This is a genomic window from Streptomyces sp. NPDC059009 (genome assembly GCF_042740175.1).
In the GTDB taxonomy this organism is placed as follows: Bacteria; Actinomycetota; Actinomycetes; order Streptomycetales; family Streptomycetaceae; genus Streptomyces.
On the sequence record NZ_JBHYJB010000044.1, the window covers coordinates 58,184 to 83,643 of the forward strand.

Annotated in this window: 26 protein-coding genes; 11 read left to right on the forward strand and 15 right to left on the reverse strand. The window is 71.3% G+C overall.

Annotation, left to right across the window (positions count from 1 at the left end; all coding sequences use genetic code 11):
* Positions 1-67: 67 nt before the first annotated feature.
* From ACFWYM_RS35255 to ACFWYM_RS35275, 5 genes are all read right to left on the reverse strand, one after another.
* Positions 68-1,720 carry an ABC transporter substrate-binding protein gene (locus ACFWYM_RS35255; RefSeq protein ID WP_384846593.1) on the reverse strand — a complete coding sequence of 551 codons (1,653 nt, stop codon included), beginning with the start codon at positions 1,718-1,720 and terminating at the stop codon, positions 68-70.
* A 97-nt stretch (positions 1,721-1,817) separates the two neighbouring features.
* Entirely contained in the window at positions 1,818-2,591 is a 774-nt protein-coding gene (locus tag ACFWYM_RS35260; RefSeq protein WP_384846595.1) for an SDR family oxidoreductase, read from the reverse strand.
* Between the two features lie 17 nt (positions 2,592-2,608).
* The gene (fabG, locus tag ACFWYM_RS35265; protein WP_384846597.1) at positions 2,609-3,370 is read right to left on the reverse strand and encodes a 3-oxoacyl-ACP reductase FabG; all 762 of its coding nucleotides are present in this window, start codon (positions 3,368-3,370) and stop codon (positions 2,609-2,611) included.
* Positions 3,371-3,529: 159 nt separating this feature from the next.
* Positions 3,530-3,928 carry a DUF3037 domain-containing protein gene (locus tag ACFWYM_RS35270; RefSeq protein WP_384846599.1) on the reverse strand — a complete coding sequence of 133 codons (399 nt, stop codon included), beginning with the start codon at positions 3,926-3,928 and terminating at the stop codon, positions 3,530-3,532.
* Positions 3,925-4,725 (reverse strand): HipA family kinase, encoded by an 801-nt coding sequence (locus tag ACFWYM_RS35275; RefSeq protein WP_384846601.1) that lies wholly within the window; start codon positions 4,723-4,725, stop codon positions 3,925-3,927. Before ACFWYM_RS35275 ends, ACFWYM_RS35270 begins: the two co-directional genes overlap by 4 nt.
* 79 nt (positions 4,726-4,804) lie before the next feature.
* On the opposite strand from ACFWYM_RS35275, the gene ACFWYM_RS35280 reads away from it, so the two are divergent.
* Positions 4,805-5,254, forward strand: coding sequence for a Rieske (2Fe-2S) protein (locus ACFWYM_RS35280; RefSeq protein ID WP_384846603.1), 450 nt, complete (start codon positions 4,805-4,807; stop codon positions 5,252-5,254).
* Between the two features lie 28 nt (positions 5,255-5,282).
* Here ACFWYM_RS35280 and ACFWYM_RS35285 read toward each other — a convergent pair whose 3' ends face one another.
* A complete protein-coding gene (locus ACFWYM_RS35285; protein ID WP_384846605.1) occupies positions 5,283-5,909 on the reverse strand; it encodes a cysteine hydrolase in 627 nt (208 codons plus the stop codon).
* Between the two features lie 149 nt (positions 5,910-6,058).
* On the opposite strand from ACFWYM_RS35285, the gene ACFWYM_RS35290 reads away from it, so the two are divergent.
* Positions 6,059-6,535 carry a pyridoxamine 5'-phosphate oxidase family protein gene (locus tag ACFWYM_RS35290; RefSeq protein WP_384846607.1) on the forward strand — a complete coding sequence of 159 codons (477 nt, stop codon included), beginning with the start codon at positions 6,059-6,061 and terminating at the stop codon, positions 6,533-6,535.
* Positions 6,536-6,671: 136 nt separating this feature from the next.
* Here the strand turns inward: ACFWYM_RS35290 and ACFWYM_RS35295 are convergent, their stop codons facing one another.
* Positions 6,672-7,574, reverse strand: coding sequence for a LysR family transcriptional regulator (locus ACFWYM_RS35295; protein ID WP_384846609.1), 903 nt, complete (start codon positions 7,572-7,574; stop codon positions 6,672-6,674).
* A 74-nt stretch (positions 7,575-7,648) separates the two neighbouring features.
* Between ACFWYM_RS35295 and ACFWYM_RS35300 the strand changes: the two genes are divergently transcribed.
* Positions 7,649-8,656, forward strand: coding sequence for a DMT family transporter (locus tag ACFWYM_RS35300; RefSeq protein WP_384846611.1), 1,008 nt, complete (start codon positions 7,649-7,651; stop codon positions 8,654-8,656).
* Between the two features lie 506 nt (positions 8,657-9,162).
* Here ACFWYM_RS35300 and ACFWYM_RS35305 read toward each other — a convergent pair.
* On the reverse strand, positions 9,163-10,494 hold the full coding sequence (locus ACFWYM_RS35305) for an aminotransferase class I/II-fold pyridoxal phosphate-dependent enzyme (RefSeq protein WP_384846613.1): 1,332 nt from the start codon (positions 10,492-10,494) through the stop codon (positions 9,163-9,165).
* Between the two features lie 36 nt (positions 10,495-10,530).
* Here ACFWYM_RS35305 and ACFWYM_RS35310 point away from each other — a divergent pair, with 36 nt between their 5' ends.
* From ACFWYM_RS35310 to ACFWYM_RS35320, 3 genes are all read left to right on the forward strand, one after another.
* On the forward strand, positions 10,531-11,223 hold the full coding sequence (locus ACFWYM_RS35310; protein ID WP_384846615.1) for a pyridoxamine 5'-phosphate oxidase family protein: 693 nt from the start codon (positions 10,531-10,533) through the stop codon (positions 11,221-11,223).
* 174 nt (positions 11,224-11,397) lie between these two features.
* On the forward strand, positions 11,398-11,847 hold the full coding sequence (locus tag ACFWYM_RS35315) for a hypothetical protein (RefSeq protein ID WP_384846617.1): 450 nt from the start codon (positions 11,398-11,400) through the stop codon (positions 11,845-11,847).
* Positions 11,848-11,914: 67 nt separating this feature from the next.
* Entirely contained in the window at positions 11,915-12,520 is a 606-nt protein-coding gene (locus ACFWYM_RS35320) for a hypothetical protein (protein ID WP_384846619.1), read from the forward strand.
* Between the two features lie 119 nt (positions 12,521-12,639).
* Here the strand turns inward: ACFWYM_RS35320 and ACFWYM_RS35325 are convergent, their stop codons facing one another.
* From ACFWYM_RS35325 to ACFWYM_RS35335, 3 genes are all read right to left on the reverse strand, one after another.
* Positions 12,640-13,638 carry a DMT family transporter gene (locus ACFWYM_RS35325; RefSeq protein WP_384846666.1) on the reverse strand — a complete coding sequence of 333 codons (999 nt, stop codon included), beginning with the start codon at positions 13,636-13,638 and terminating at the stop codon, positions 12,640-12,642.
* 229 nt (positions 13,639-13,867) lie between these two features.
* Positions 13,868-14,962, reverse strand: a complete 1,095-nt coding sequence (locus ACFWYM_RS35330) for a DMT family transporter (RefSeq protein WP_384846668.1) — start codon at positions 14,960-14,962, stop codon at positions 13,868-13,870.
* 147 nt (positions 14,963-15,109) lie between these two features.
* Positions 15,110-15,649, reverse strand: a complete 540-nt coding sequence (locus ACFWYM_RS35335; protein WP_384846670.1) for a Clp protease N-terminal domain-containing protein — start codon at positions 15,647-15,649, stop codon at positions 15,110-15,112.
* Positions 15,650-15,847: 198 nt separating this feature from the next.
* Between ACFWYM_RS35335 and ACFWYM_RS35340 the strand changes: the two genes are divergently transcribed.
* Positions 15,848-16,036: a hypothetical protein gene (locus tag ACFWYM_RS35340; protein ID WP_384846621.1), complete on the forward strand. Its 189-nt coding sequence runs from the start codon at positions 15,848-15,850 to the stop codon at positions 16,034-16,036.
* 37 nt (positions 16,037-16,073) lie between these two features.
* On the opposite strand, the gene ACFWYM_RS35345 is transcribed toward ACFWYM_RS35340, so the two are convergent.
* Positions 16,074-16,916, reverse strand: a complete 843-nt coding sequence (locus ACFWYM_RS35345) for a putative protein N(5)-glutamine methyltransferase (protein WP_384846623.1) — start codon at positions 16,914-16,916, stop codon at positions 16,074-16,076.
* Between the two features lie 296 nt (positions 16,917-17,212).
* On the opposite strand from ACFWYM_RS35345, the gene ACFWYM_RS35350 reads away from it, so the two are divergent.
* Positions 17,213-17,641 (forward strand): SRPBCC family protein, encoded by a 429-nt coding sequence (locus tag ACFWYM_RS35350; protein ID WP_384846625.1) that lies wholly within the window; start codon positions 17,213-17,215, stop codon positions 17,639-17,641.
* Between the two features lie 148 nt (positions 17,642-17,789).
* Here ACFWYM_RS35350 and ACFWYM_RS35355 read toward each other — a convergent pair whose 3' ends face one another.
* Positions 17,790-18,422 carry a PadR family transcriptional regulator gene (locus tag ACFWYM_RS35355; protein ID WP_384846626.1) on the reverse strand — a complete coding sequence of 211 codons (633 nt, stop codon included), beginning with the start codon at positions 18,420-18,422 and terminating at the stop codon, positions 17,790-17,792.
* Positions 18,423-18,827: 405 nt separating this feature from the next.
* Between ACFWYM_RS35355 and ACFWYM_RS35360 the strand changes: the two genes are divergently transcribed.
* On the forward strand, positions 18,828-19,730 hold the full coding sequence (locus tag ACFWYM_RS35360; protein WP_384846628.1) for a PhzF family phenazine biosynthesis protein: 903 nt from the start codon (positions 18,828-18,830) through the stop codon (positions 19,728-19,730).
* Positions 19,731-19,838: 108 nt separating this feature from the next.
* Here ACFWYM_RS35360 and ACFWYM_RS35365 read toward each other — a convergent pair whose 3' ends face one another.
* A complete protein-coding gene (locus tag ACFWYM_RS35365) occupies positions 19,839-20,618 on the reverse strand; it encodes a CPBP family intramembrane glutamic endopeptidase (RefSeq protein ID WP_384846630.1) in 780 nt (259 codons plus the stop codon).
* Between the two features lie 187 nt (positions 20,619-20,805).
* Between ACFWYM_RS35365 and ACFWYM_RS35370 the strand changes: the two genes are divergently transcribed.
* Positions 20,806-22,578 (forward strand): substrate-binding and VWA domain-containing protein, encoded by a 1,773-nt coding sequence (locus ACFWYM_RS35370; RefSeq protein ID WP_384846632.1) that lies wholly within the window; start codon positions 20,806-20,808, stop codon positions 22,576-22,578.
* Positions 22,579-22,741: 163 nt separating this feature from the next.
* Here ACFWYM_RS35370 and ACFWYM_RS35375 read toward each other — a convergent pair whose 3' ends face one another.
* On the reverse strand, positions 22,742-24,259 hold the full coding sequence (locus ACFWYM_RS35375) for a glutamate--cysteine ligase (protein ID WP_384846634.1): 1,518 nt from the start codon (positions 24,257-24,259) through the stop codon (positions 22,742-22,744).
* A 485-nt stretch (positions 24,260-24,744) separates the two neighbouring features.
* On the opposite strand from ACFWYM_RS35375, the gene ACFWYM_RS35380 reads away from it, so the two are divergent.
* Entirely contained in the window at positions 24,745-25,329 is a 585-nt protein-coding gene (locus tag ACFWYM_RS35380; protein WP_384846636.1) for a hypothetical protein, read from the forward strand.
* Positions 25,330-25,460 lie beyond the last annotated feature (131 nt).

A 25,460-nucleotide genomic window follows, 5' to 3' on the forward strand; every position in this document is an offset into this window, starting at 1 on the left:
ACCTACCGGCGGCCACTGACAACCGCGTCCGTCGCCCGCCGCCCGCACCCCGCGACGGCGGCGGCCGCTACCAGCTGGTCTTCCGCTGGAGCTCCCACATCATCATGATCGCGGAGGGGTCGAGGGCGCGTTCGCCGCCCGCGATCTCCTCGCTCGCCATGATGTACTGCTTGCCCTGCCACATCGGCAGCAGCCGCACGTCGTCGACGAGCGCCTTCTGCGCGTCCTCGAACGCCGCCACGGTCTTGCCCCGATCGACCTCGCGGCGCTCACGCGGCAGCAGTTCCTCGGTGATCTTCTTCGAGGCGTAGGGCGTGCTGAGCGCGTTCCGCTCGCCCACGAAGGGCGCGATGTAGTTGTCCGCGTCCGGGAAGTCGGGGAACCAGCCGCGGCCGAAGACCGGGTACTCGCCCTTCTTGTAGCCCTGCTCGAAGGTGTCCCAGGGCCGGCTCCGCAGCGTGATCTTGAAGAGGCCCGACTCCTCCAACTGCCGCTTGATCTCCTTGAACTCGGGCGCCGTCTCCGAGCCGTAGCGGTCGGTCACGTACCAGAGCGTGAGCGGCACGGGGCGGTTGATCCCGGCGGCGGAGAGGATCTTCTTGGCCTTGGCCGCGCTGGGCGCCCCGTAGTCGTCGAAGAAGTCGGTGGCGTGCCCGGTGACGCCCTTGGGGACCATCGAGTACAGCGGCTCGACGGTGTCCTTGTAGACCTTGTGCGCGATTGCCCCGCGGTCGATGACCTGCGCGAAGGCCCGCCGCACGGGCAGCTTGGCGGCCCAGGGGTCCTTGGGGTTGAAGACCAGGAAGCTGGTGCCGCCCCCGGAGCCCTCGAAGAGCTGCAGGCCGTCCTTCTTGTGCTGCGCCTGGACGTCGACGACGTCCTGGGAGGCGAGGCCGCGGAAGGTCACGTCGATGTCCTTCTTGCGCAGCGCGCCGACCATCGACGCCGAGTCCTTGAAGTAGCGGATCGTGACGGCGTCGTTCTTGATGTCGGCCGCGCCCTGGTAGTGGGAGTTCTTGACCAGGGCGGCGCGGCTCTTCTTCTCGTACGCCTTCAGGGCGTACGGCCCGGAGCCGGTGATCTGGCCGTCGTCGCGCACCCGGTCCGCGGGGTAGTCGTCCGGGTCGACGATGGACATGGCCGGGGTGGAGAGGACGAACGGGAAGGTGGCGTCGGGCTTGCGCAGCCGGAAGACGACCGTGTCGGCCCCCTTGGTCTCGACCTTGTCGAGGGAGCCGAGGAGGCCCGCGGGTCCGCCGTTCACGCGCCCGGCGTCCGCGATCTTGCGGATGCGGTCGATCGAGTACTTCACGGCCGCCGCGTCCAGCGCGTCGCCGTCGGAGAACTTCATGCCGTCGCGCAGCGTGCAGCTGAACACCATGTTGGAGTCGTCGGCGAACTTGCAGGACTTGGCGGCGTCCGGCTCCGGCTCCACGGCGCCGCCGGGAAAGCTCAGGAGCGTCTGGTAGACGTTGCGGTACAGCTCCCACGAGCCGTCCCAGGATGCGGCCGGGTCGAGGGTGCTGGGCGCACTCGTCGTACCGACGGTTATGTCCTCCTCCTCGTCGGATCCGTCCGACGAGATGACCCCGCAACCCGCGACCAGGGTCAGGGCCGCGAGCGCCGCAAGAGCGCGCGGCCCGACCGCCTTCGCAAGGGGAACTCCACTGAACACGCGCTCGCTCCTCGATCGGCCATGCCATGGGGATCGGGAGACCATATCGCAGTACCCCGCCGTGCCAACTCGGCGTGCCGACGGGGTACTTGATGCGTGTTTACGTCACCTGTGCGCGCTAGGTGTCGCCGTGCGGACTTCGTCAGCCGACGCCCGCATTGAGGAAGATGCCGCCATCGACCACGAGTGTCTGGCCGGTGACCCAGTCGGACTGCGCCGAGGTGAGGAAGGCGGCGGCGCCGCCGATGTCCTCGGGCACGCCGAGCCGGCCGAGCGGGTAGGCGGCGGCCGCCTCCTCCTCGCGGCCCTCGTAGAGCGCCTGCGCGAACTTGGTCTTGACGACCGCGGGCGCGATCGTGTTGACCCGCACCAGCGGCGCGAACTCGTGCGCCAGTTGCAGCGAGAGGTTCACCATGGCGGCCTTGCTCATGCCGTACGCGCCGATGAACGGCGAGGCCGAGACGCCTGCGACGGAGGCGATGTTGACGATCGCCCCGCCGTGCTCGCTCTGCCACGCCTTCCAGGTCTGCTGGGCGAAGCCGAGCGCCGAGATGACGTTGGTCTCGTACACCTTGCGCGCGACGTTCAGGTCGAGCTCCGCGATCGGCCCGAACACCGGGTTCGTACCGGCGTTGTTGACCAGGAAGTCGACGCGCCCGAACGCCTCCATGGCGCGCTCCACGGCGACCGCCTGGTGGGCCTCGTCGTGGGCCTTGCCCGCGACGCCGATGACCCGGTCGGCGCCGAGCTTCTCGACGGCCTCCTTGAGCGCGTCCTCGTTGCGCCCGGTGATGCAGACGCGGTCGCCGCGCGCGACGAACGCCTCCGCGATGCCGTAGCCGATGCCGCGGCTCGCACCCGTGACGATCGCGGCCTTGCCGGAGAGCGCGGGCAGTTCAGAGTTCTCAGTGCTCATGTGCCTGTCTCCCGGCCCTAGTTGAGCGGTCCGCCGGCCACGTACATGACCTGCCCGGAGACGAAGCCGGCCGCGTCGCCGGTGAAGAAGGCGATGGCGTTGGCGATGTCCTCGGGGCGGCCCACGCGCTGCACGGGGATCTGCGTGGCGGCCGCGGCCTGGAAGTCCTCGAAGCCCATGCCGACGCGCTCGGCGGTGGCCTTGGTCATCTCGGTGACGATGAAGCCGGGGGCGACGGAGTTGGCGGTGACGCCGAACTTGCCGAGCTCCTTGGCGAGGGTCTTGGTGAAGCCCTGCAGACCGGCCTTGGCGGCCGCGTAGTTGACCTGCCCGCGGTTGCCGAGCGCCGAGGACGAGGAGAGGTTGACGATGCGGCCGAACTTGGCGTCCACCATGTGCTTCTGGACGGCCTTCGACATCAGGAACGCGCCGCGCAGGTGCACGTTCATGACCGTGTCCCAGTCGTTCGCGCTCATCTTGAACAGCAGGTTGTCGCGGAGCACGCCCGCGTTGTTGACCAGGATGGTCGGCGCGCCGAGCTCCTCGGCGACGCGCGCCACGGCCGCCTCGACCTGCGCCTCGTCGGACACGTCGCAGCCGACGGCGATCGCCTTGCCACCCGCCGCGGTGATCTGCGCGACGGTGTCCTTGCAGGCGGCCTCGTCGAGGTCGAGCACGGCGACGGCGCGGCCCTCGGCGGCGAGCCGCACAGCGGTCGCGGCGCCGATGCCGCGGGCCGCACCGGTCACGATCGCGACGCGCTGCTCTGTGGTGGACATGCTGGTTCTCCTCGCCCTAGGGATACGGCTCTGCGGTCCGACCCATAGGTGAGCGACCGCTTAGTACCTCAGCAGACGAGACGCTAGAAGCCTTGGCACCCGGTGTCAACGGCCCACCGGGTGGCTGTGATCCATCAGCCCGCCGGGGGCTGTGATCCACTACTTGACGAGCAGTTCCAGGAGCCGGTCCACCTCGGCCCCGGGATCCGCGGTGAGGCCGGTGTGCACCGGACCCGGCTGCACGACGGTGGAGCGCGGCGCGATCAGCCAGCGAAAGCGCCTCCCCGCGTCGTCGCGCTCGGCCTGCCCCGCCTGCTCGCCGCCCGCGCAGATCCGCTCGACGGCGCCGAGCGCGGCCCTGATCCCGCGCACGTCGGCCGCCGGGTCGAGGGCCCGCAGCCTGGCCTCGTCGAGGTGGGTGCGGGCGGCCACGAAGGACTTGGCGCGGCAGTAGACGACGACTCCCGCGTTGAACTGCTCGCCGCGCTCCACCCGCGGCACGACGCGCACCAGCGCGTACTCGAAGACGTCCCGCGCGCTGACTTCCCGCTCGCTCACTTGCTCGCGCCCTTCGGCTCGGCCCCGGTCACTCCGGGAAGGGTGATCCGCTCATGGATGGTCGCGGCGCGCTCCAGGAGCGTCGCCACATAGGCACGGCGCACGGCGTCGGGGCTGTCGAAGCCCGGCTCGTCCACCAGCCACGCGTCCGGCGCCTCGGCGGTGACGCGGGTCAGCAGCTCCTCGGTGACCAGCGGCGCGAGCTCCTCGGCGGCGGCCGCCACGGCGGGCCCGAAGGGGGCGAGGACGTGGTCGGACGCGTCGTACGGCTTGGCCGCCGCGGTCTGCGCGGTGCGCCAGTTGTGGTGCCAGATCATGCTGGCGCCGTGGTCGATGAGCCACAGCTCGCCCTGCCACACCAGGAGGTTGGGGTTGCGCCAGGAGCGGTCCACGTTGTTGATGAGCGCGTCGAACCACACCACCCGCCCGGCCGCGCCCGGGTCCACCGGGAACGCGAGCGGGTCGTAGCCGAGCGCCCCGGACAGGAAGTCCATGCCGAGGTTGGGCCCGCCGCTCGCCTTGAGCAGCTCCTGGACCTGCGGGTCGGGCTCACCGAGGCCGAGCACGGGGTCGAGCTCGATCTGCGCGAGCCGGGGCATCCGCAGGCCGAGCCCGCGCGCGAGCTCCCCGCAGATCACCTCCGCGACGAGCGTCTTGCGGCCCTGTCCTGCGCCGGTGAACTTCATGACGTACGAGGCGTACGAGCCGGAGGCGTCCACGGCCTCGACCACGCCGGGGAGCGAGCCGCCCTCACGCAGGGGCGTGACGTAGCGGACCGCCGTGACTTCGGTGAGCATCGCCCCAGGTTACTGACCGTCCGACCACGGAACGGCGCTGCCTCTGAACACGGAACGGCCCGGCCTCGTACTCCCTGGCATGACTACTCCCCCAGAACACCACCCCGCCCGGGTGCCCACCCCGTCCCGCCGCACCGTCGTCGCGGCCGTGGGCGCGGCGGGCGTCGCCGCGGCCCTCACGGCGTGCGGCAGCGACGACGGCTCCAAGGACACGTCACAGCCCGCCGGGGCGGCCGGTGAGACGCTCGGCACGACGTCGGAGATCCCCGTGGGCGGCGGCAAGATCTTCAAGGACGCGGGCGTGGTCGTCACCCAGCCCACCGAGGGCGAGTTCAAGGCGTTCTCGAGCCGCTGCACGCACAAAGGCTGCGCGGTCACGAGCGTCTCCTCGGGCACCATCAACTGCCCGTGCCACGGCAGCAGGTTCGCCGTCGCCGACGGCAGCGTGCGGCACGGCCCGGCCCCGAAGCCGCTGCCCGCGCTGTCCGTGAAGGTGGACGGCGACGCGCTCGAGCTGGGCGACAACTAGCTGCTCCCGCCGGGTACTTGATCCGGGGCTATTTCCACGCCCCGAGGATGTCCTCGGTGGTCGTGACCGTCGCGACCAGGGCGAGGGTGTTGCGGACCAGCACCGGCGTGTAGTCGGCGGGCACCCCCGCGATGGCGTCGGCGGGCACGACCACGCGGTAGCCCAGGTTCACGGCGTCGAACACGGCGTTGGGTATCGCCACGTTCGCGGAGACGCCGGTGACCAGCAGCGTGCGGCAGCCCAGGTTCCGCAGCAGCGGGTCGACGTCGGTGCCCGCGATCGGCGAGAGCCCGTGCAGCCGCCGTACGACGATGTCCTCCTCCGCGACCTCGATGGGCGGCGCGATCTGTACGGCCGCCGAGCCGGAGAGCTGCTGTACGGGCAGGCGGGCGGCGGCGCGGAAGAGGCGGGCGTTGTGGTTGGCGCCGCGCCCGTCGGGACGCCGCTCGGCGACGGCGTGCAGCACCTGGACCCCGCCGCGGTGGGCGGCGGACACCAGTTGGGCGACCCGGTCGAGCGCCCCCGACTCCCGTGCCTCCTGGGCGAGTTCGGGCAGCGCGCTCTCGCCGCCCACGACGCCTTGCTGGCACTCGATGGTCAACAGGGCCGTGGTGGCGGGTTCGAGAAGTTCCCTCAGCTGTTCGTTCGTCGGCATGGCGCGCGAGGCTAACGGCCATTGCGCACCGAAGGAAGAGCCAGCATCATCGGCACGGCAACTTTCTGACGAGGAGTCAGAGGTCGGGCCCGGCACCGGAGTTTCCGGTCGGACGGACCCGACGCGGCAGCCGAGGCAACGGAGGACGCATGGCCGTCACACAGCGCAGGGGCCGGAAGATCATGATGTCGCCCGCCGAGCTCGACGCGTTCCTCGCCACGGAGCGCACCTGCCGGGTGGCGACGGTGTCCAAGGACGGCGCCCCGCACGTCAGCACCCTCTGGTTCGCCTGGGACGGCACCTCGCTGTGGCTGTACTCCGTCACCCGCAGCAAGCGCTGGGCCGACCTGCGCCGCGACGGCCGGGTCGCGGTGGTGGTCGACGCGGGCGAGGAGTACGGGGAACTGCGCGGCGTCGAGCTCGCCGGCACCGTCGAGTTCGTCGGCGAGATCCCGCGCACGGGCGAACCCTGCCCCGAACTCGACGCCGTGGAACGGCAGTTCGCGAAGAAGAACTTCGACCTGGACGCGATGGTGCACGACGGCAGGCACGCCTGGGCGCGTCTTACGCCGGAGACGGTCGCGTCCTGGGACTTCCGGAAGCTGGCGGAGCTGCCGTCCCGCTGATGGCTCCTCGACCACGGCGCCCCCCCCCCGCTTCCCGGCTTCCCGGCTTCCCGGCTTCCCGGCTCCCGGCTCCCGGCTCCCGGCTCCCGGCGACGGTTACCGGCGACGGTTACCGCAACACCGCGACCGCTGACGGCTACCTCAAGCCCGCGCCCGCCGCCCGCAGCGCCTCGACCGCCGCCCTGATCGAGGGGCGGCGGTCCGCGTCGGTGCGCCAGACCACGTACACATGGCGGCGCACCCGGTGGCGGACCGGGACCGTGCGGATGCCCGTGGGCATCGGGTCGCGGCCGAGGCGGGGCGCCACGCACACGCCGAGGCCCGCCGCGACGAGCGCCAGCTGGGTGTGGTGCTCCTCCGCACGGTGCGCGATGCGCGGCTCGATGCCCTTGGAGCGCAGCGTGAACATCAACCACTCATGGCAGAACTCCCCCTCGCCCCAGGTCACCCACTCGTCCTCGGCGAACTCGTCGAGCTCCACCTCGGCTCGGTCGGCGAGGGGGTGCGCGGCGGGCATCGCCACGTCGGCCGGGTCGTCGAGGAGCGCCGCCTTCATGAGGCCGTCGGGGAGCGGCAGCGGCTTGTTGTACCAGTCCAGGACCACCGCCAGGTCGATGTCGCCGCGCACAACCGCGTTCACGCCCTGCGCGGGCTCCAACTCCTGGGAGGAGACGCGCAGTCCGGGGTGCTCGGCGCGCAGAGCGGAGAGCGTGGCCGGGAACAGCCCCCGCATAGCGGTCGGGAACGCCGCCATGCGCAGCTCGCCGACGGCCTTGCCGCGCTGCTCCTCCAGGTCGGACTGGGCGAGCTCCACCTGGGAGAGGATCCGCGCCGCGTGGTCGGCGAGCAGCCGTCCGGCGTCGGTGAGCCGTACCCCGCGCCCGTTCTTCGCGAGCAGCTGCTGGCCGACCTCCCGCTCCAGCTTGGTCATCTGCTGCGACACGGCCGACGTCGTGACGTGCAGCCCCGCCGCCGCGCCGCTGACCGAGCCGTGCCGGGCGAGGGCGTCGAGGGTACGCAGGCGCTCCAGGTTCAACATGTAAGCGATGCTACGCGATACCCCGCACGAAATATCGCTTGTACTAAGACATTGACTGAGCCATCGTTCAGCTCATGAGCACCGCTGCCGCAGACGCCACGGCTTCCCCCGCGCCCTCAGCCCCCGCCCCCTCAGCCCTTGCTCGCCCCGCCACACGCGAGCCCCTGGACCGTCTCACCAGGACGGCCCCCACCCGGCCGCGCCTCGACTGGCGCATCCGCTTCGGCGTCCTCTCCCTCGTCTGGGGCTTCAGCTTCCTGCTGATCAAGGTGGGCACGGACGGCTATGCCCCCTTCCAAGTCACCCTCGGGCGGCTCGCGTTCGGGACCGTGGTGGTCGGCGCGGTGCTCGCGCTGAAGCGGGAGCGGCTGCCGCGCGGGGCCCGCACGTGGGGCCACCTCGCAGTCGCGGCCTTCTTCCTCAATGCGCTGCCGTTCTCGCTCTTCGCCTACTCCGAGCTGACGATCCCGTCCACGCTCGCGGGGATCTGCAACGCGACGTCGCCGCTGTGGGGCATGGCGCTCTCCCTGGTCGCGCTCTCGGAGGACCGGCCGACGCGGCGCCGGGTCGCGGGGCTCGGCATCGGCTTCTTCGGGGTGCTCACGGTGCTGGGCGCCTGGCAGGGCTTCAGCGGCCTCGACCCGCTGGGCACCGCCCTCGCCCTGCTGGCCTCGCTCAGCTACCCCATCGGCTGGATCTACGTCCGTCGCACGCTGGCCGATTCCGGCTCCTCGAACCTCTCGCTCGCGGGCGCCCAGCTCTTCGTCGCCACCCTTGAACTGGCCCTGGTGACCCCGCTGTTCACGTCCGTGCCGACGCACTTCCCGATCGTCCCGCTGCTCGCGGTCATCGCGCTCGGCGCCCTCGGCACCGGCCTGGCCTTCATGATCCAGTTCAGCCTGGTCGCCGAGGTCGGCCCGACGACGGCCCAGATGGTCACGTACTTCATCCCGGTCATCGCCACGGCAGCAGGTGTCGCCCTGCTCGGCGAGCCCCTGACGTGGTCGACACCGATCGGCGCCCTGATAGTCCTGGCAGGCGCATCCCTGACCCAACCCAGGCCCGGCCACAAACATCCCTGACGCACCCGCACCCCCTGCGACACGAGCAGACGCAGATCAAACCACTGACGACGCGCCCTGCGAACAGCCCCACCGCAACACCCCCACATGCGGACAGCCGCATCTCAATCAGCCTCCCGCCCTGCGGCAGCCGCACGACGAACAGCCCCCCACCCTGCGAACAGCCGCACCGCACCCCTGCCGCCCTGCGGGCAGTCGCACCGCAACGCCCCCGCCCTGCGGACAGCCACACCACAAACAGCCCCCCACCCCGCGAACAGCCGCACCGCAACGCCTCCGCCCTGCGGGCAGTCGTGCCGCAGGGCGGCACGGGTGGGCGCAGGGCACCCCGTCGCCGGGCAGGCGAACCCCCAACGCACACCACGACGCAGCAAACCTCACCGAGAGGGCCACCAGGACACAGAGCCCCACGCCGGAGGCCCACGCCGGAGCCCCACCGCAGCGCCAAGCGGAGACCAGCCACAAACCCAACACCCAGCACCCGGGCCGCACCAACAGAACACCCATCAGTCGTAACGCCGCACCGGCCCCACCCCCACAGCCCCAGCAACCGCCCCCGCCAACACTCCGACCTCTCCCTCCCCCACCGTCGACACAGTGATCCGCACCCCCGGCCCCGCCCCCATCCGATACCGCGCCCCCGGCGCCACCGCCCACCCCGAGTGCAGCAGCCGCGCCACCGCCCCGGTCTCGTCCGGCACCGGCACCCACACATTCAGGCCACTGCGCCCGTACGCCGCGATCCCGCGCCCCGCGAGCTCCCCGATCAACGCATCCCGGCGCCGGGCGTAAGAGGCCGCCACCGCACGAGAGTCCACCGCCGCACCCGTCCACAGCGAAAGCACGGCCCGCTGCAGCAGCCGGCTCACCCAGCCCGGCCCGAGCCGCTGCCGCCCCTGGACCCGGTCGACGGTCACGGGATCCCCGGTGAGGACGGCGAGCCTCAGGTCGGGCCCGTACGCCTTGGCGGTGGACCGGACGTAGGCCCAGCTGTTCGTGGCCCCGGCCAACGGATGCAGAGGAAGGTCCACGATGCCGTGGCCATGGTCGTCCTCGACCAGCAGCACCTCCGGATACGCCTCGAGCACACGCCGCAGCGCACCCGCGCGCGCGGCGGTGATCGCGGCCCCGGTCGGGTTCTGCGCCCGGTCGGTGACGATGAGAGCGCGGGCCCCGCCCGCCAGCGCCCGCCCGACGTCGTCAGGGAGCGGCCCGTCGTCGTCGACGCCAACGGGGACCGGCCGCAGCCCGAGCGCGGGTACGAGGTCCAGCAGGCTGCCCCACCCGGGGTCCTCCATGGCCACCGCGTCCCCCGGCCGCAGATGCGCGGCGAGCACCCGCTCGATGGCGTCGAGGGACCCCGAGGTGACGGCGATCGGCCCTTCGGGAACACGGTCGGCGTCCAGGGCCAGCCGCGCGTACCGCCCCAACTCGGGCTCCACGGCGTCCTCCCCGTACAGCACGGGCCGCTCGTCGGCCTGCCGCCCGGCCGCCGCGAACGCGTCCGCGAGGGAGGGCAGCAGCGCCGTGTCGGGGTTGCCGTGCGAGACGTCCCGCACGCCCTCGGGCACGTCCGTGCGGATCGCGACCCGCGCCGTCGTGGCGGGCCGCGGGCGCACCCGGGTGCCGCGCCGCCCGGCCGTCTCGATCACGCCACGGTCGCGCAGCGTGCGGTAGGCGGCCGCGACCGTGTTCGGATTGACGCCGAGGTGCTGCGCCAACTCCCGCATGGGAGGCAGCGGTTGACCGGGCTCCAGCTCACCGGCGCCCACCGCGCGCTCCACACTGGCCGCAATCTCCGCTGCGCGCCGACCTGCGATCGGATACTCTCCTAGCACAAAACCAACTATGCACTAGGGCAATGGAGAGTGCAAATGACCGCCAGCCCGGAGACCCCCGCCACCGCGTCCCCGGACGCCGGATACGCGCCGACCGAGCACACGACCCCCACCCGCTACCGCGACCGCACCTTCTACGACCGCGCGTTGGTGCACTCGATACTCGACGAGGCATACGTCTGCCACCTCGGCTTCGTCCGCGACGGCCGCCCCGTCGTGCTGCCCACGCTCTACGCCCGCGTCGGCGAGCGGCTGTATCTGCACGGCTCCACGGGAGCGCGGGCCCAGCGCATGGCGGGCGAGAAGGACCCGGGCCTGCCGGTCTGCGTGACCGTCACCCACATCGACGGCCTGGTCCTGGCCCGCTCCTCCTTCCACCACTCGGTCAACTACCGCTCCGTGGTGATCCACGGCACCGCCGTCCAGCTCGACGACCCGGACGAGAAGCAGGCCGCCCTCGATTCCTTCGTCGACCACGTGGTGCCGGGCCGGGCCGCCGACTCCCGCCGCGCCAACGCCAAGGAGCTCGCGGCCACGTCGGTCCTCGCCCTCGACCTGGAGGAGGTCTCGGCCCGGGTGCGCGCGGGCGGCCCGGACGACGACCCCGAGGACCTGCACCTCCCGCACTGGACGGGCCTGATCCCGCTCACCAAGGGATACGGCGCCCCGGTCCCGGCCGACACCCTGGCCCCCGGCATCGAGATCCCCGACTACCTCAGGGACCTGTGACGCCGCCCCCCCCTGGAACACCGCCCGTACGGACGCCGAGTGACGACAACGACCCGCTGGACGCTGCCCTTTGAGGCAGTGCCCGAAGGGGCAATACCGTCCGTCTATTCAGAAATCTAGGGTTGTTGTCGATCATCGGAACCACACGTCAACGGGAGATTCGGCTTGAAGAAGATGGCTACCGCAACGCTGTGCGCGGCGCTGCTCATGGGCGTCGCGGCGCCCGCGAGCGCAAGCGAGCAGGCCCCCCGCCCCGGCCCCGGTGTCTACGCCAGCAACGGCGACTTCGTCCACGTGTCCTCGACCAAGCCCGCAACGGCCTCCGGGCACGGATGGTGGTTCAAGGTCAAGGGCCCCGGTTCCAAGGCCAAGGTGACCATCTGGCTCCAGACCCGGAAGAAGGGCGCCAAGAAGTGGCACACGGTCGCCAAGGGGTCGAAGACCGTCAAGCCGAGCAAGAAGCTCAACAAGGCTCCCAGCACCTGGCGAGCCAACGCCCGCAAGAAGTGTGCCAACCGCCATGTCCGCGAATGGCGCAGCGTGATCGACACTGACATCATCGGCGTCGCGGACACCCCGGAGAAGGCCGTGACCAAGGTCCGCCGCGTCAAGTGCGGGGTGTGACCGAATCCGTCTGATCTGCTGACCGGAGCCGACGTTGACGCCTTCCTCCTCTCTCTACAGCACCCGCGTGCAGACACAGGTGGTCCACCTGGTGCTGCGCCACCTGTCCCTCCCGTCGCACGGGAACACCTACATGCGGGGAGTGCTCCCACCACAGGGCGGGGAGGAAGCCGTCTGCGTCGCCGTCGGCACGAAGGACGCGTGCGCACCGGACCTGAACATCTACGAAATCCCCCTGATCCAGGACGAGATCGTCATCGCCGCCGGCGAAGTCCTCCAGATCGTGCGGGCCGCCCAGACCGCGGCAGACCCCTTCTACCGGACCTTCTACCGCGACGACGAGGGCGACCTGTCCCAGATGCCGTCCCTGACCCTTGACCTCCTCGACATCCGAGGCGACCAGGAACAGCAGGGACCGGCCGCCCTGCCCCCCGAGGCGAAGCACTCGACGGACAGGCCGAATCTGGTGGGGGTCCTCCCCCTGGCACCCGGACGTCATCGGCTGTACTGGTCGTCCGGCGACTGGCCCGGAATCATCGCCTCCGACGCCGAGACCTCCACCGGCCCCGAAGCGCTGCACACGGCCGCCGTCCACGGCCTGCCCGATGCGCGCCGCGCACAGCCTTCAAAAGACCCCCACTGCTGGAAGATCGCCCCACTGCTGGAGCCCTAGAGGCTTCCCCACGCCCCAGGGGCTCAGCAGCTCGATCCGCGCGAACCCAAGAGCCACCCCGCGCGCGGTGAGCCCACCCACGAGCCCACCGCGCCCATCGTGCCCGCCGATCACCCTGCCTACGAGGCCGCCCTCGTCACCCCCGCCCGCCGCGCCCCGACCACACTCCGCGCCTCCGCGACGGCCAGGCCCGCCACCGCAGCCAGCATCAACAAGGTGCCCGCGACGGTCGCGGCCGTCAGCTCCTCACCGAGCAGCGTGACCGCGATGGCGGCCGCACTCACCGGCTCCAGGAGCATGATCACGGACACGGTCGCGGACCGGACCACGACCGCACCGGCGAAATACAGCGCGTACGCGACCGCCGTCGGCACGGCGGCGATGTAGAGCAACAGCGCACCCACGCGCGCGGGTTCGGCGGTGTGCGGCACGAGGCCCTCCGTCAGGGCGAGCGGCAGCAGGCACAGCGACACGACGGCGAAGGACCACACCGTCGTGTCCGAGGACGCGCCCTCGCCGTCCCGGCCCCACCACCGCGTGAGCAGCGTCATGAGCGCGTACCCGGCCGCCGACGCGAGCGCCCAGGCGACCCCGGCGGGCCGCACCGTCGCGCCCCCGCCGCCGACCACGAGGACCACCAGTCCGGCGAGCGCCCCCGTCACCGCGAGGACGCCGCCGTATCCGAGCCGCTCCCCCAGTGCGTACCGCGCGCCGAGCGCGATCAGGACCGGGCCCGCGCCGAGCGTGACGACGGTGCCGACGGCGAGCCCCGTCGACTCCACGGCAGCGAAGTAGGCGGTCTGGAAGACGGCGAGCGCCACTCCCGTGACGGCGATACGGAAGACACGGCGCCGCCGCGGCCCACGCGCCGCCCCACTCCGGCGCCGCCCCGCGAGCCGGGCGGCGAGCAGCAGCGCGAACCCGCCCGCACAGCGCCAGAAGGACAGGGCGACGGGCCCCATGTCGCTGTCCCGGAAGACCAGCGAGGCACCCGCGCCCGCCGTCCCCCAGGCGACACCGGCGACGATCAGATAGACGAGCCCGCGCCCCACGGGCAGGGCCGACCCGGCGGGCCGAACCGCCGCCGGGGAGAGGTGGGTTGCCGTGCTCGCAGGCACGTCGGACACGTCGGATACATCGGACACGTTCGTCACGTGAATTCTCCGCAGAAGGTCTGAGCGAAAGCTCAAAGAAGTGCGGGCCAGGGGTCTCTCCGGACCCGGCCCTTGGCCTCGTCTGCGGGCAGCACCGTCCGGCCCGGCCACCGGCCGGGCGTGCGTCGAGGAGGGCCCGCGCTAGGCGGCGGGCGGCGGAAGGACGAGAGCGCGTGCGTGCATGAGCGCGACCCTAAGTGGCGCTGCCGCTGGGCGACAAGTGCGTTTCGGAATCCGGGACTCCAGCGGCTCCGGCCACCACCGACGGGTTCCCGGACGGGTTTCCGGACGGGTTCCCGGACGGGCTCCCGGACGACGTCCCCGACGAGGCCCCCGACGACGGCATCGCGGGCGTCGAGGACTGCGCGATGAGCGCCCCCGCGAGGACCACCGCACCACCGACGAGCTGCGGCGCCGAGAGGTGCTCACCGAGGATCACCCAGGCCAGGACGGTCGCGATGACCGCTTCGAGGCAGGCCACCACCCCCGCGACCTGCGGCGAGAGCCTGCGCACTGACAGCACGCCGGTGACGTACGCGACGACGGTGGCGATCAGCACGATCCAGCCGAGCAGCAGCCAGGCCGGCACCGTCGAGCCGTCCAGGTCCGCGCTCCCGCCGAGCACCGCCCAGTCCATGCCCCAGGGCCGCGCGACCACCGTGAGCACGGCGGCGCCGACGAGCAGCCCGTACGCGATGACGCCGAGCGGGTCGGGGGCCTCCGCCCCGGCGTCGCTGCCCTGGTCGGACAGGACGAAATAGCCGACCTGGCAGCAGGCGGCACCGAGCGCGAGCAGCAGCCCGACGGCGTCGAAGCTCAGCCCCGACCACACCTCCACGACGCAGGCGAGCCCGGCGACCGCGAGCACCACACCGAGGGCGGCGGCGCGCGACACGGGCCGCTGCTGCACGAAGCGCACCCAGGCGAGGACGAGGGCGGGCGCGAAGTACTCGATGAGCAGCGCCACTCCGACGGGGATGCGGGAGATCGAGGCGAAGTAGCAGGCTTGCACACCGGCGACGGCGAGCAGCCCGAACCCGGCGAGCAGCGCGGGCCTGCGCCGGGGCAGGTCCCGGTGGCGCCAGGCGAGCGGCAGCATCACGAGGGCGGCCCCGGCCACCCGCAGCCACACCACGTGCAGCGGGTCGAGCCCCGCCTCGATCAGCGGTTTGGCCGCGACACCGGACCCCCCGAAGGCGAACGCGGAAGCGAGCGCGAGCCCGAGCCCGACGCCGCGCGCCGACCCCCGCTCACCTGCCAGATTCTCTTCAGACGCGTGCACCGGCACATCATGGCAGCCCACGTCAGGAGCGTCACCCCCGATGACCACTGTCTCAATCGGCGGACGCAGGACCCCCGTTGCACGGTCGCGCCGGACTCACCCCGCGGCCCGGCGCCCCTCAGCTCTCAGCCCTGAGCCCTCAGCCCTCAGCCCTCAGCCCTGAAGATCGAACTCCTCGAACCCGGCATCGATCCTCGCCAGCACCGCCCGGGCATCGGCCCCGGCCCGCCCGAGCACCTCGACGGCCCGGCACTCCGGGTCCCCGACGAGCCCGGCCAGCAGGTCGACCCCGCGCGCCTGCGGCTCGCCACGCGCCCCGGCGCGCGCCAGAGCGACGTCAAGAGCGGTGGCCGCTGCGGGCGAGAGCGCGGTCTCCTTGGCGGAGCGCACCAACGGCACGGCTCCGGAGTCCTCGACGGTGCCCTGCCACTGCAGCCCGTACCCGATGCTGCGCTGCACGAGATAGCCGAGCAGCCGCGCCACCTGGTCACCGCTGTCGAGGGTGGACCGCACCTCGGGGTCGGACTCCATGAGGGAGTGCAGCAGATGAGCGGTGTCCACCTGCCGGTCACCGTCGCGCACCGCCCGCCTGCGCGCACCGGCGAGCACCGAGGCCAGCTCGGGGCTCAGCCTGGTGTCCAGTTCTGTTCGGTTCGGGCCGGTTTCGGCGTCCTGCGGGGTACGGCTTTGCACATCCCCCACCCCATCAGTCTCCGGCGGACGAGGCATCGGCGGTGCGGCCCATTTTCGCGTCCCACACAGGTTGGGCTCTCCTGCGTGGGTTGTCCTCCTTACGGATGAGATCTCGCCGTTTTCCCCGGAGGGGCGCGCGCCGTCTTGCTCCACGCCGGTGCGCAACCGCGGCGCCCCCGGCGCTCGTCCCTCACCAACATGGAGAGCAGGTGCTGGATGGTCGCCCTGCCCGCGATCGACGGCAGGCAGTACGTGTACCGCGTGTACGCCCCCGACGACGCGCTGCCCGCCGACCTCTTCTGGGATGCCTGGCACTGTCACGACGAGGGTCCCTTCCCCCGGGCCTGCGACCTCTTCGACGCGGCGGTCATTCGCCGCATCGGCTGACCCCGGCAACGCACGCCCCAGCGCCCGGCCACCCCGACTACCCGACCGCCGGCCGACTCCCGATCACCACGGTCGCCCCCAACTCCTCATCACCGACAAGGCGCGAGGCGAGCCCGCAACGCGCGACGGCCTCAAGAGCCGCGGGCGCCTGCCGCTCACTGGCCTCGAAGAGCAGATGCCCGCCCGGAGCCAGCCATCGCGACGCCCCCGCGGCCACCCGGCGCACCACGTCGAGCCCGTCCGCACCACCGTCGAGGGCGACGCGGGCCTCGTGCACCCGGGCCTCCGGGGGCAGCAACCCGATCTCCTCGCTCGGCACATACGGCACGTTGGCGAGCAGAAGCCCGACACGACCGCGCAACTCGCCGGGCAACGGCTCGTACAGATCCCCCTCGTACACAGATCCCCCGACGTCGGCGACGTTGCGCCGGGCGCACCGCACCGCCGCCGGATCGATGTCGGCGGCGTACAGCTCGACCCGCCCGACCTCCGCGGCGAGTGCGGCACCCAGCGCCCCCGAGCCACAGCACAGGTCGACGACGACGGCACCGGGCCCCACGAGCGCGGCGGCCTGTCCGACGAGGAACTCGGTGCGCCGCCGGGGCACGAAGACGCCGGGGTCCACCTGGACCCTGAGGCCGCGGAACTCGGCCCAGCCGAGGACATGTTCAAGGGGCAGCCCGTCCACGCGCCGCGCCACCATGGCGGCGAGCTCGGCGGAGGTACGAGCGGCGGAGGTGATCAACTCCGCTTCGTCCTCGGCGAAGACGCACCCGGCGGCACGCAGCCGCGCGACGACATCGACAAGCAGAACCGAACGATCAGAAGGACCATCAGCAGAACCAGAGGGACGCTGAGGAACAACAGGGGAAGCCGACATGATGAAGAGAGCCTTTCGGGACGCCTACGGGGCTCCCTCGGTCACCTGTGCCGCGCGTGCGAACCGGCCCGCACGGCCACCGGAGGAGAGCACCCGACCTGCACTGCGGTAATGGGTCTCACCTCCTTGTTCGCCGGTGCCGTCATGGGCGTCGGCCACCCTACCCGACCGGCCACGGCGACCGGCTCCACAAAACCTGACGGTTCATCAGTATTGAATGTTCCAGGCCCCACGGCTACGTTCCGCGACACCGTAGCCGCTGCGGTCCGCAGCGCCCGACGAGAAGGGGTGGTCGCATGGCCGAAGTCAGCGCGGAAGCACGGATCGAGGCACCCGCCGAGAAGGTCTGGGCGAAGCTCACCGACTTCTCGTCGTACGGCGAGTGGAATCAGACCCACACGAGCTTCCCCAAGGGCGGCCCCGAAACCCTCGAGGTCGGCGGCACCTTCGCCGAGAACATGAAGCTCATGGGCTTCCCCGCGGAGGTCAACTGGACCATCGAGGACCTGGAGACCGCCCGCACTCTGGCCATCCGCGGCAAGGGCCCGATGGGGGTCAATGTCGGCACCCGCTACACCCTGATCCCCGACGGCGACGCCACGACGGTGCGCATCAACGGCGAGTTCGCCGGCGCCGCCGTATCGCTGATGGCGGGCAAACTCAAGGACTCGGCAACCGCGGCCCTGACGGAGTCACTCCGCAAACTCTCGGCCCTGGTGGCCTGACCCCACCACACACAGCCGACCATCCACCCAACGATCACCCACCACCACCCACCCACCGATCACCGCCGCAAAAAAAGAGACGCCCCGCATCACACATGCGGGGCGCCTCATCTGCACCGGGGAACGGCACGCTCCCCGGCGGCCTTGCTCAGCTCTCATCGGCGAGGATCAGGTACAGCTTCTTGCGGGCGTCGTTGATGACGGACACCGCCTTCTCGCGCTGCTCCTTGCTGCCGGTCTTCCAGACCTGGCCGAACGCCTCCATCAGACCGAACCCGGCCTGCCGGATCTCGTTCAGCGTGTCCCAGTCGACCCCGCGCCCGGCCTCTTCCCAGGGCGCGTCGGCACCCTCGTCGGCCGCCGAACGACCCTCGTCGGTCAGCGAGAAGAGCTTCTTGCCGCCCTCGCTCGCGCTGCTGATCAGACCTTCGTCCTCCAGCAGCTGAAGGGTCGGGTACACCGAACCCGGGCTGGGCTTCCACGCCCCGCCGCTGCGCTCGGCGATCTCCTGGATCATCTCGTAGCCGTGCATCGGCCGGTCCTTGAGGAGGGCCAGGATCGACGCGCGTACGTCACCGCGCCGCGCCCTGCCGCGCGGGCCACCGCGACCACCGCGGCCACCGCCCCAGGGGCCGGGACCACCGAATCCGGGACCGAACGGCCCGAAGGCCCGCCGCCCCTCACCACCGCGACCTTCAAAACCGAAGCCACCGCGACCTTGCTGGCCGGGACCACAGGGGCCACCACGACCGTGCTCGTGTTCAAAACCGTGGGAACGCATAGCGATCACACCTTTCGTCTAGTTGATTCGCAACATCTTTGATCAGTCGCGATGCGTCAACGATATATCGGAACAGTTCGCATGGCAACCCCCCACGACCGGCAGCAGCAGCACCAACAATCCAGCCGCCCCATCGGCCCGCAGACGAGCGACGGCGCAAGGGCGGGGACGCGGCGGTATGTCCGCCCGCAGTACAGCAAGCCACCCAGGCCAGTACTCATGTACTCGCACGGCACCCCCGGCTTTTCGAGGACGGACATACCGCCGCGTCCCCGCCCGCCCCCACCGACGGACAGCGAAAGGCGCACCCCGGAAGCCGCCCCCCGAAGCGGCCCGCAGAAAGGGGTCCAATCAAGCGGAATTGGCCTTGGCAGCCCACCCACCGGACCCTCTAGCGTCGATGACATGCCGAACCAGACCCCGCCCAGCCCTCACCGCATCCGAGTGGTCGACGCCTTCACCGACCGCCCCTTCTCCGGCAACCCGGCCGGAGTCCTGCTCCTGAACGCGTTCCCCGACGACGCCTGGCTCCAGCACGTGGCCATGGAGGTCAACCACGCCGAGACGGCCTTCGCCCACCCCCTCCCCCAGGGCAGCAAGGACGCCGAGGGCAACGAGGCCGACTGGGCTCTCCGCTGGTTCACCCCCACCACCGAGGTCGACATGTGCGGCCACGCAACACTGGCGACGGCCCACGTCCTGCACACCACGGGCCGGACTACGGCACAGACCACGGCACAGGCCACGGGCCGGACCAGCGCCCAGCCCACAGGCCGAGTCCGCTTCACCACCCGCAGCGGCATCCTGACGGCGACCACCACCGAGGACGGCACGATCACCCTCGACTTCCCCACGGCCCCGCTCACCCCGACAACCACCCCCGACGGCGTGGCCGAGGCCCTGGGCGCCACCCCCGTCTCCGTCCACGACACCGGCCCGAACGTGGGCGACCTCTTGGTGGAGCTCCCCGACGAGAAGACGGTCCGCGCCCTCACCCCCGACCACAAGGCCCTCATTCAGCACTCACGCCGCGGCATCATCACCACGGCCCGCGCCGAAGACCCCACGGGCGACTACGACTTCATCTCCCGCTGCTACTTCCCGCGCGTGGGCATCGACGAGGACCCGGTCACGGGCAGCGCCCACACGGCCCTGGCCCCGTTCTGGTCGGAACGCCTGGGCCGCACGCACCTCACGGGCCTCCAGGCTTCCCCGCGCGGCGGCCTGGTCCGCACCGAACTCCGCGGCGACCGCACCCTGTTGAGGGGCAAGGCGGTCACGGTGATCGAGGGCGACCTCTTCGCCTGAGAAGACTCCCGCCGACACAACAAGACAAGAGGGGCGTACGGACCCCGTACGCCCCCACAAAGCCCACCACCGGCCACCGGCCACCGGCCACCGGCCACCAGCCAAAGATCACCCCGTGGGCAACCACCCCACCCTCCCAGCCAACAACGCATACCCCACAAACGCCCCGATATCGAGCAGTGAGTGCGCCACCACCAACGGCCCCACCCGCCCCCACCGCCGATACAGCAGCACGAACACCACACCCATCGCGAGGTTGCCCAGGAACCCACCGATCCCCTGATACAGGTGGTACGAGCCGCGCAGCACCGAGCTCCCGATCAGCGCGGCCATGGGCGTCCACCCCAACTGCCCCAGCCTGCGCAGCAGATACCCGAGGACGATCACTTCCTCGAGCACGGCGTTCTGCACCGCGGACAGGACGAGAACCGGGTACTTCCACCACACACCGGGCAACGCCTCAGGCACCACCGTGAGGTTGAACCCCAGCCCCCGCGCCCCCAGGTAGAACGCGATCCCGATGCTGCCGATCACGGCGGCGACGCCCGCCCCGCGCCCCAGGTCCGGCCAGGGCCGGCTCCGGTCCAAGCCGAGCGTCCGCAGCCCCGCGCCCTCCCGCGTGAGGAGGTGCGCGACCAGCGCCACCGGCACCAACGCGGTCGCGATTCCGAACAATTGCCACGCGAGATCAAGCCAGGGCCGCCCGGGCGCGGCCGAGGCGTTCATCGTCGCCGCCTGCTCCTTGAGACCCCCCGGTTTGGTGACCGACCCGACAAAGCTGATCAGCGCGGACACTCCGCTCGCCCCGAGCGAGAGCGCCAGGACAAGCAGGGTCTCGTTCCGGAAAATCTTCCGCGACAGCCGCTCCACGGGAAAAGAACCGGCCATTGGCCCCGGCTCCGCTTGCACACCAGCCTCCAGTTGAGTAATCCCGCCTCATCCCCATCTTCGTCCCGCTAGGGTCTCGAATGAAGTTACGAAGATCGTGCGCGACAGGCCGAGGGGGGACGGGCGCCGCACCGGTGGCGCCGCCCCCTCTTTCCTTGCCTTTGACTCAAGGAGGGGCACCACCGCCATGGGACGTCACAGCTTGCCCGATGAGTACGAGAGGGGTGCGGCCGACCCGCGTCCGCGCGCCCGCGGCCGCTCGGTGGCCATCGCCACCGCCCTCGTACTGGCGGTCGCTGGAGGCACAGCCGTCGCGGTGCGCAGCGGGCTCATCTCCTTCGGCGGCACCTGCAGCGACGACGCGGTGCGCCTCGATGTCGTCGCCGCCCCCGACATGGCCCCGGCCCTGCGCGAGGCGGCCGACCACGCCCGGGAGAACGAGATCACGTCCGACGGCCACTGCATGGACGTACGGGTCTCCGCCCGCGACTCCTACAAGGTCGCGGACGAGCTGCGGTCGGGCAAGGACAAGCCCGGCTACGAGGTGTGGGTGCCGGACTCGGACCTGTGGGTGCAGCGCGTCGCGATGGGCGGCAAGCAGAACAAGCTCACCCCGACCGGGAACATAGCCTCCTCGCCGATCGGCATCGGCATGGTCCCGAAGGCCGCCGAGTCCCTCGGCTGGCCCGAGAAGACGTACACCTGGCCGGAGTTGACCGGCGCCGCACTCAAGGGCGACAAGCTGCGCCTCGGCGCCGCCGACCCGGCGCGCAGCGCGACCGGCCTGCTCGCCCTCACCCAGCTCGGCGCCGGCGAGAAGAAGTCCGGCTCCAAGGACAGTGTCCAGGCCGCCGCCATGGCCAAGGCGCTCGCCAAGCGCACCTCCGACAACGACGCCCAGCTCATGGACACGCTGGCCCGCGACTCCTCGGGCACCGAGCAGGGCAATCCGCGCCGCAACCAGGCCCTGGTCCTCTCCGAGCAGGCCGCGTTCGCACACAATGCCTCGGCCGGAGACGACGCCGACCTCGACCTCTTCTACCCCAAGGACGGCTCGCCGCGCCTCGACTACCCGTACGCCCTGGTCGAGGAGGACAGCCTCAGCACCGACCAGAGCCGGGCCGCCCTGCGCTTCATGACGCTCTTCAGCGGCGACGAGGGCCGCAAGATCCTCGCCAAGCACGGCTTCCGGACCGAGAGCGGCGAGGATCCCTCGGACCAGCTGGTCTCGGCGGCGGGCGGCCGCACCCCGCAGCCGTACGCGATGGAGGCGTCCGACCCGCCCTCGGACAAGGCCGTCCAGGAGGCCCTCGGCATGTGGACGATCACGGTCCAGAGCGCCCGGCTCTCCACCGTGGTCGACGCCTCCGAGTCGATGGGCCAGATCGTGCCGGGCCGCGGCCAGTCCCGTATGGAGGTGACGAAGGCGGCGCTGATCCAGGCCCTTTCACAGTTCACCGACGAGGACGAGATCGGACTCTGGAAGTTCGCCACCCACCTGGACGGAACCCGCGACTACCGCAAGCTCGTCCCCACCGAGCGCCTCGGCGACCGCAAGGGCGACGGCACCCAGCGGGACAAGCTCACGGAGGCGTTCAGCTCGCTCCAGCCCGTGCCCGGCGGCGCGACCGGCCTCTACGACACGACGCTCGCCGCGTACAAGGAAGCCCGGTCCTCGTACGGGAACGGCAAGTTCAACGCCCTCGTGGTGCTGACCGACGGGGTCAACCAGGACCAGGGCAGCATCTCGCGCAGCAACCTCATCTCCCAGCTGGAGAACCTCGCCGACCCCAAGCACCCGCTCCCGATCATCGCCATCGCGGTCGGCCCCGACGCCGACAAGGACGAGGTCAAGCAGATCGCCGAGGCGACCGGCGGCTCGGGCCACCAGGTCGACGACCCGGCCCAGATCCGCACGGTCATCCTCAAGGCCATCATGGAGGCGGGCAGCCGCGCCTGAGCCCGCGGGGCGGCCCGGCACGCGTCGGCGGATCCGGCGGCGGCCGGGCCCGCCAAGGGCGATCCGCGGCACTGCTTCCTCTTGAGCGCCACGCATCCACGTGCGCCTCACCCCGCTCAACAACGGCGCAGTCGCGAGCTCACGGCCCGGCCACCGCACCCGCTCACCCCAGCGGCAGCGCCGGCTCCCGCAGCCCCACCGGCCAGGTGTGCACGGGCTCGCCGCTGTGCATCAGCTCGCGGTAGCGCCGCGTCGTGGCGGCGAGCGCCGCATCCCGGTCCAGGCCCCGCTCCAGGGCCCGGTGGTACGTGGTGGCCTGCCACGATGCCCCGTTCATGCGCCGCTTGCACCGCTCCTCGATCACCCCGAGATACAGGTCGCGGTCGGCGGGCTCGACACCCCACGCGTCGAGCCCGGCCGCCGCGAGGGGCAGCAGCTCATCGCGTACGAGGGAGACGGCCGGGACCTCCGTCGTGCCGTGCCGGCCGCGGCGCGGCCACCGCAGCCGGGCCTCGATGCCATGGCGGCACGCGGCGTCGAAGTTGCGGGCGGCCGCCTCGAAGGGCAGGCGCGCCCACACGGGCCGCGCCTCCTCGGCCAGGGCGCGCACCAGCCCGTAGTAGAAGGCCGCGTTGGCGACGACGTCGGTGACGGTGGGTCCGGCCGGCAGCACACGGTTCTCCACGCGCAGGTGCGGGACGCCGTTGGCGATGCCGTACACGGGGCGGTTCCAGCGGTACACGGTGCCGTTGTGCAGGACGAGTTCGGCCAGATGCGGCACCCCGCCCGCGTCCAGGACGCGCTGCGGGTCCTCGTCGTCGCAGATGGGCAGGAGGGCGGGGAAGTAGCGCAGGTTCTCCTCGAAGAGGTCGCGCGGAGAGCTGATCCAACGCTCCCCGAACCAGGTCCGCGGCCGCACTCCCTGCGCCTGGAGCTCGGGCGGCCGGGTGTCCGTGGACTGCAGGAAGAGCGGCGGCCGCGACTCGCGCCACAGCTCGCGGCCGAACAGGAACGGCGCGTTGGCGCCCACCGCGACCTGCGCGGCGGCGATGGCCTGCGCCGCGTTCCACACCGCCGCGAACCGGCCGGGCGTGACCTGGAGGTGCAACTGCACGGAGGTGCAGGCCGCTTCGGGCGCGATCGACGCGGCGGTGCAGTTCAGCCGCTCGACGCCCTCGATATCCAGGACGAAGTCCTCGCCGCGCGCCGCCACGATCTGGTCATTGAGCAGGGCATAGCGGTCCACGTCGGAGAGATTCCGGGAGACCAGGTGCTCTCGCCCCAAAGTCGGCAGAATGCCGATCATCATGATCCCTGCGGCCACCTCGTTGGCTTTGCGCTCCGCATAGTTGAGGCCGGTACGGAGTTCCTCCGCGAGCCGGTCGAGAACGCGTCCGCCAAGCCGGTGCGGGGCGATATTCACTTCCAGGTTGAACATTCCGAGTTCCGTCTGGAAATCGTGGCTCGCTATCCTCTCGAGTACTTCCTTGTTCATCATCACCGGCAGCCCGTCGGACCCCGCGAGATTCAGCTCTATCTCCAGCCCCATCAGGTTCTTGGGCCGGTCGAAGCGCCCCTCGTCGAGGAGCCGGACGAAGCCGTCGAGACACTGCCGGAGCTTCCTGCGGTAGCGCTGACGATCGGACAGGTCGACCGCTCCCGCCACGACCTTCTCGCCCATCGGGGATCCCTTCAGCGGATGGGCAGCCAATGATCCGGCCGCTGTGTCACGGGGGATGATGCCCAGGCAATGTGATCGATAACGCCCCGCACATGCCCACGGCCAAGTACGCTCGGTGCAGCAACCACGGGGCACATTCGCCAGGCATGACACAGAGCGGAAGTTCCGCTTCAGTGGCCCCTGGTGAAAAACACCGAAAAGAATCGGCCGTCCACTGCCGGGGCATTCCCCGAGGTCGCCGCCTCAACTCCTCGCGAAATCAGGATGATTCGCCTCCCGAGCACGACCGGTTGCCGTCTTGCTGGCAATATAGGGCGCGACTAGAGGAAACCTCGTCTGAACACCTGTCGTATAAACTTCGCGAAGAAGGCGGAGAGTTGGCGCTCGCGGTACTTTGCCCCCCGCGCCTCTAGCCCAGAGCTGACAGCGCCGTCCGCTTGTGCCCCCGCATCGCCGTGCCTGTCGAATGAGAGAGGCGACTCACCATGCCGCTGCATGTCCCCCCGGCTCCCGCGCCAGCCCTGCGCAGCGTTCTCGCGGCCCTCGGTTCCCCCACCGCCGTCCGTGAGGCCCGCACCCCGTCCCTGCGTACCGCCCAGGGACCCGTGAGCCCCCAACTCCCGCTGCCCGTCCACGTCCTGGACCGCATCACCGCCGCGGGCACCTCACCCACCCGCCTCGCGGGCTGGCGCTTCCTGATCCACTGCGGGGACCGCGCGGTGGCCGCGGCCGACACGATGCTCACGCCCGACGGCTGGGCGTTCTCCCACTTCTTCGAGGGCCCCTACGTCGCCTCCACAGAGCGCGCGCTCCGGCACGCGGAGACCACCCTCACCGCGTACCAGCCCCGGCTGCTCTCCGTGCCCGAGCTCTACATGCTCACCCTCTGGCTGCACGCCGACTGCACCGACGACGGCGCCGAGGGCCACCTCGCCCCCACCGACCTCCTGGTGCCGCTCGCGCCCGCCCCGCCCGGCATCACGGCGCACCGCAGGCACCGCGCGGCCGACCTGCTCCCGGTGCTCACCCACCGGCTGACCCCGGCCCCGCTGCTCGGCTCCCCCGCCTGAGCCGACGCCACCCGCACCGCCCCGTGCCCCCCCCCACCCCCCCCCGCGGGGCACGGCGCAGCCCCCACCCAACCCCCCAATCCCCCGGACGGTCTGTTAAAAACCAATGCGAGCCCCCGAGACCCGCAGAA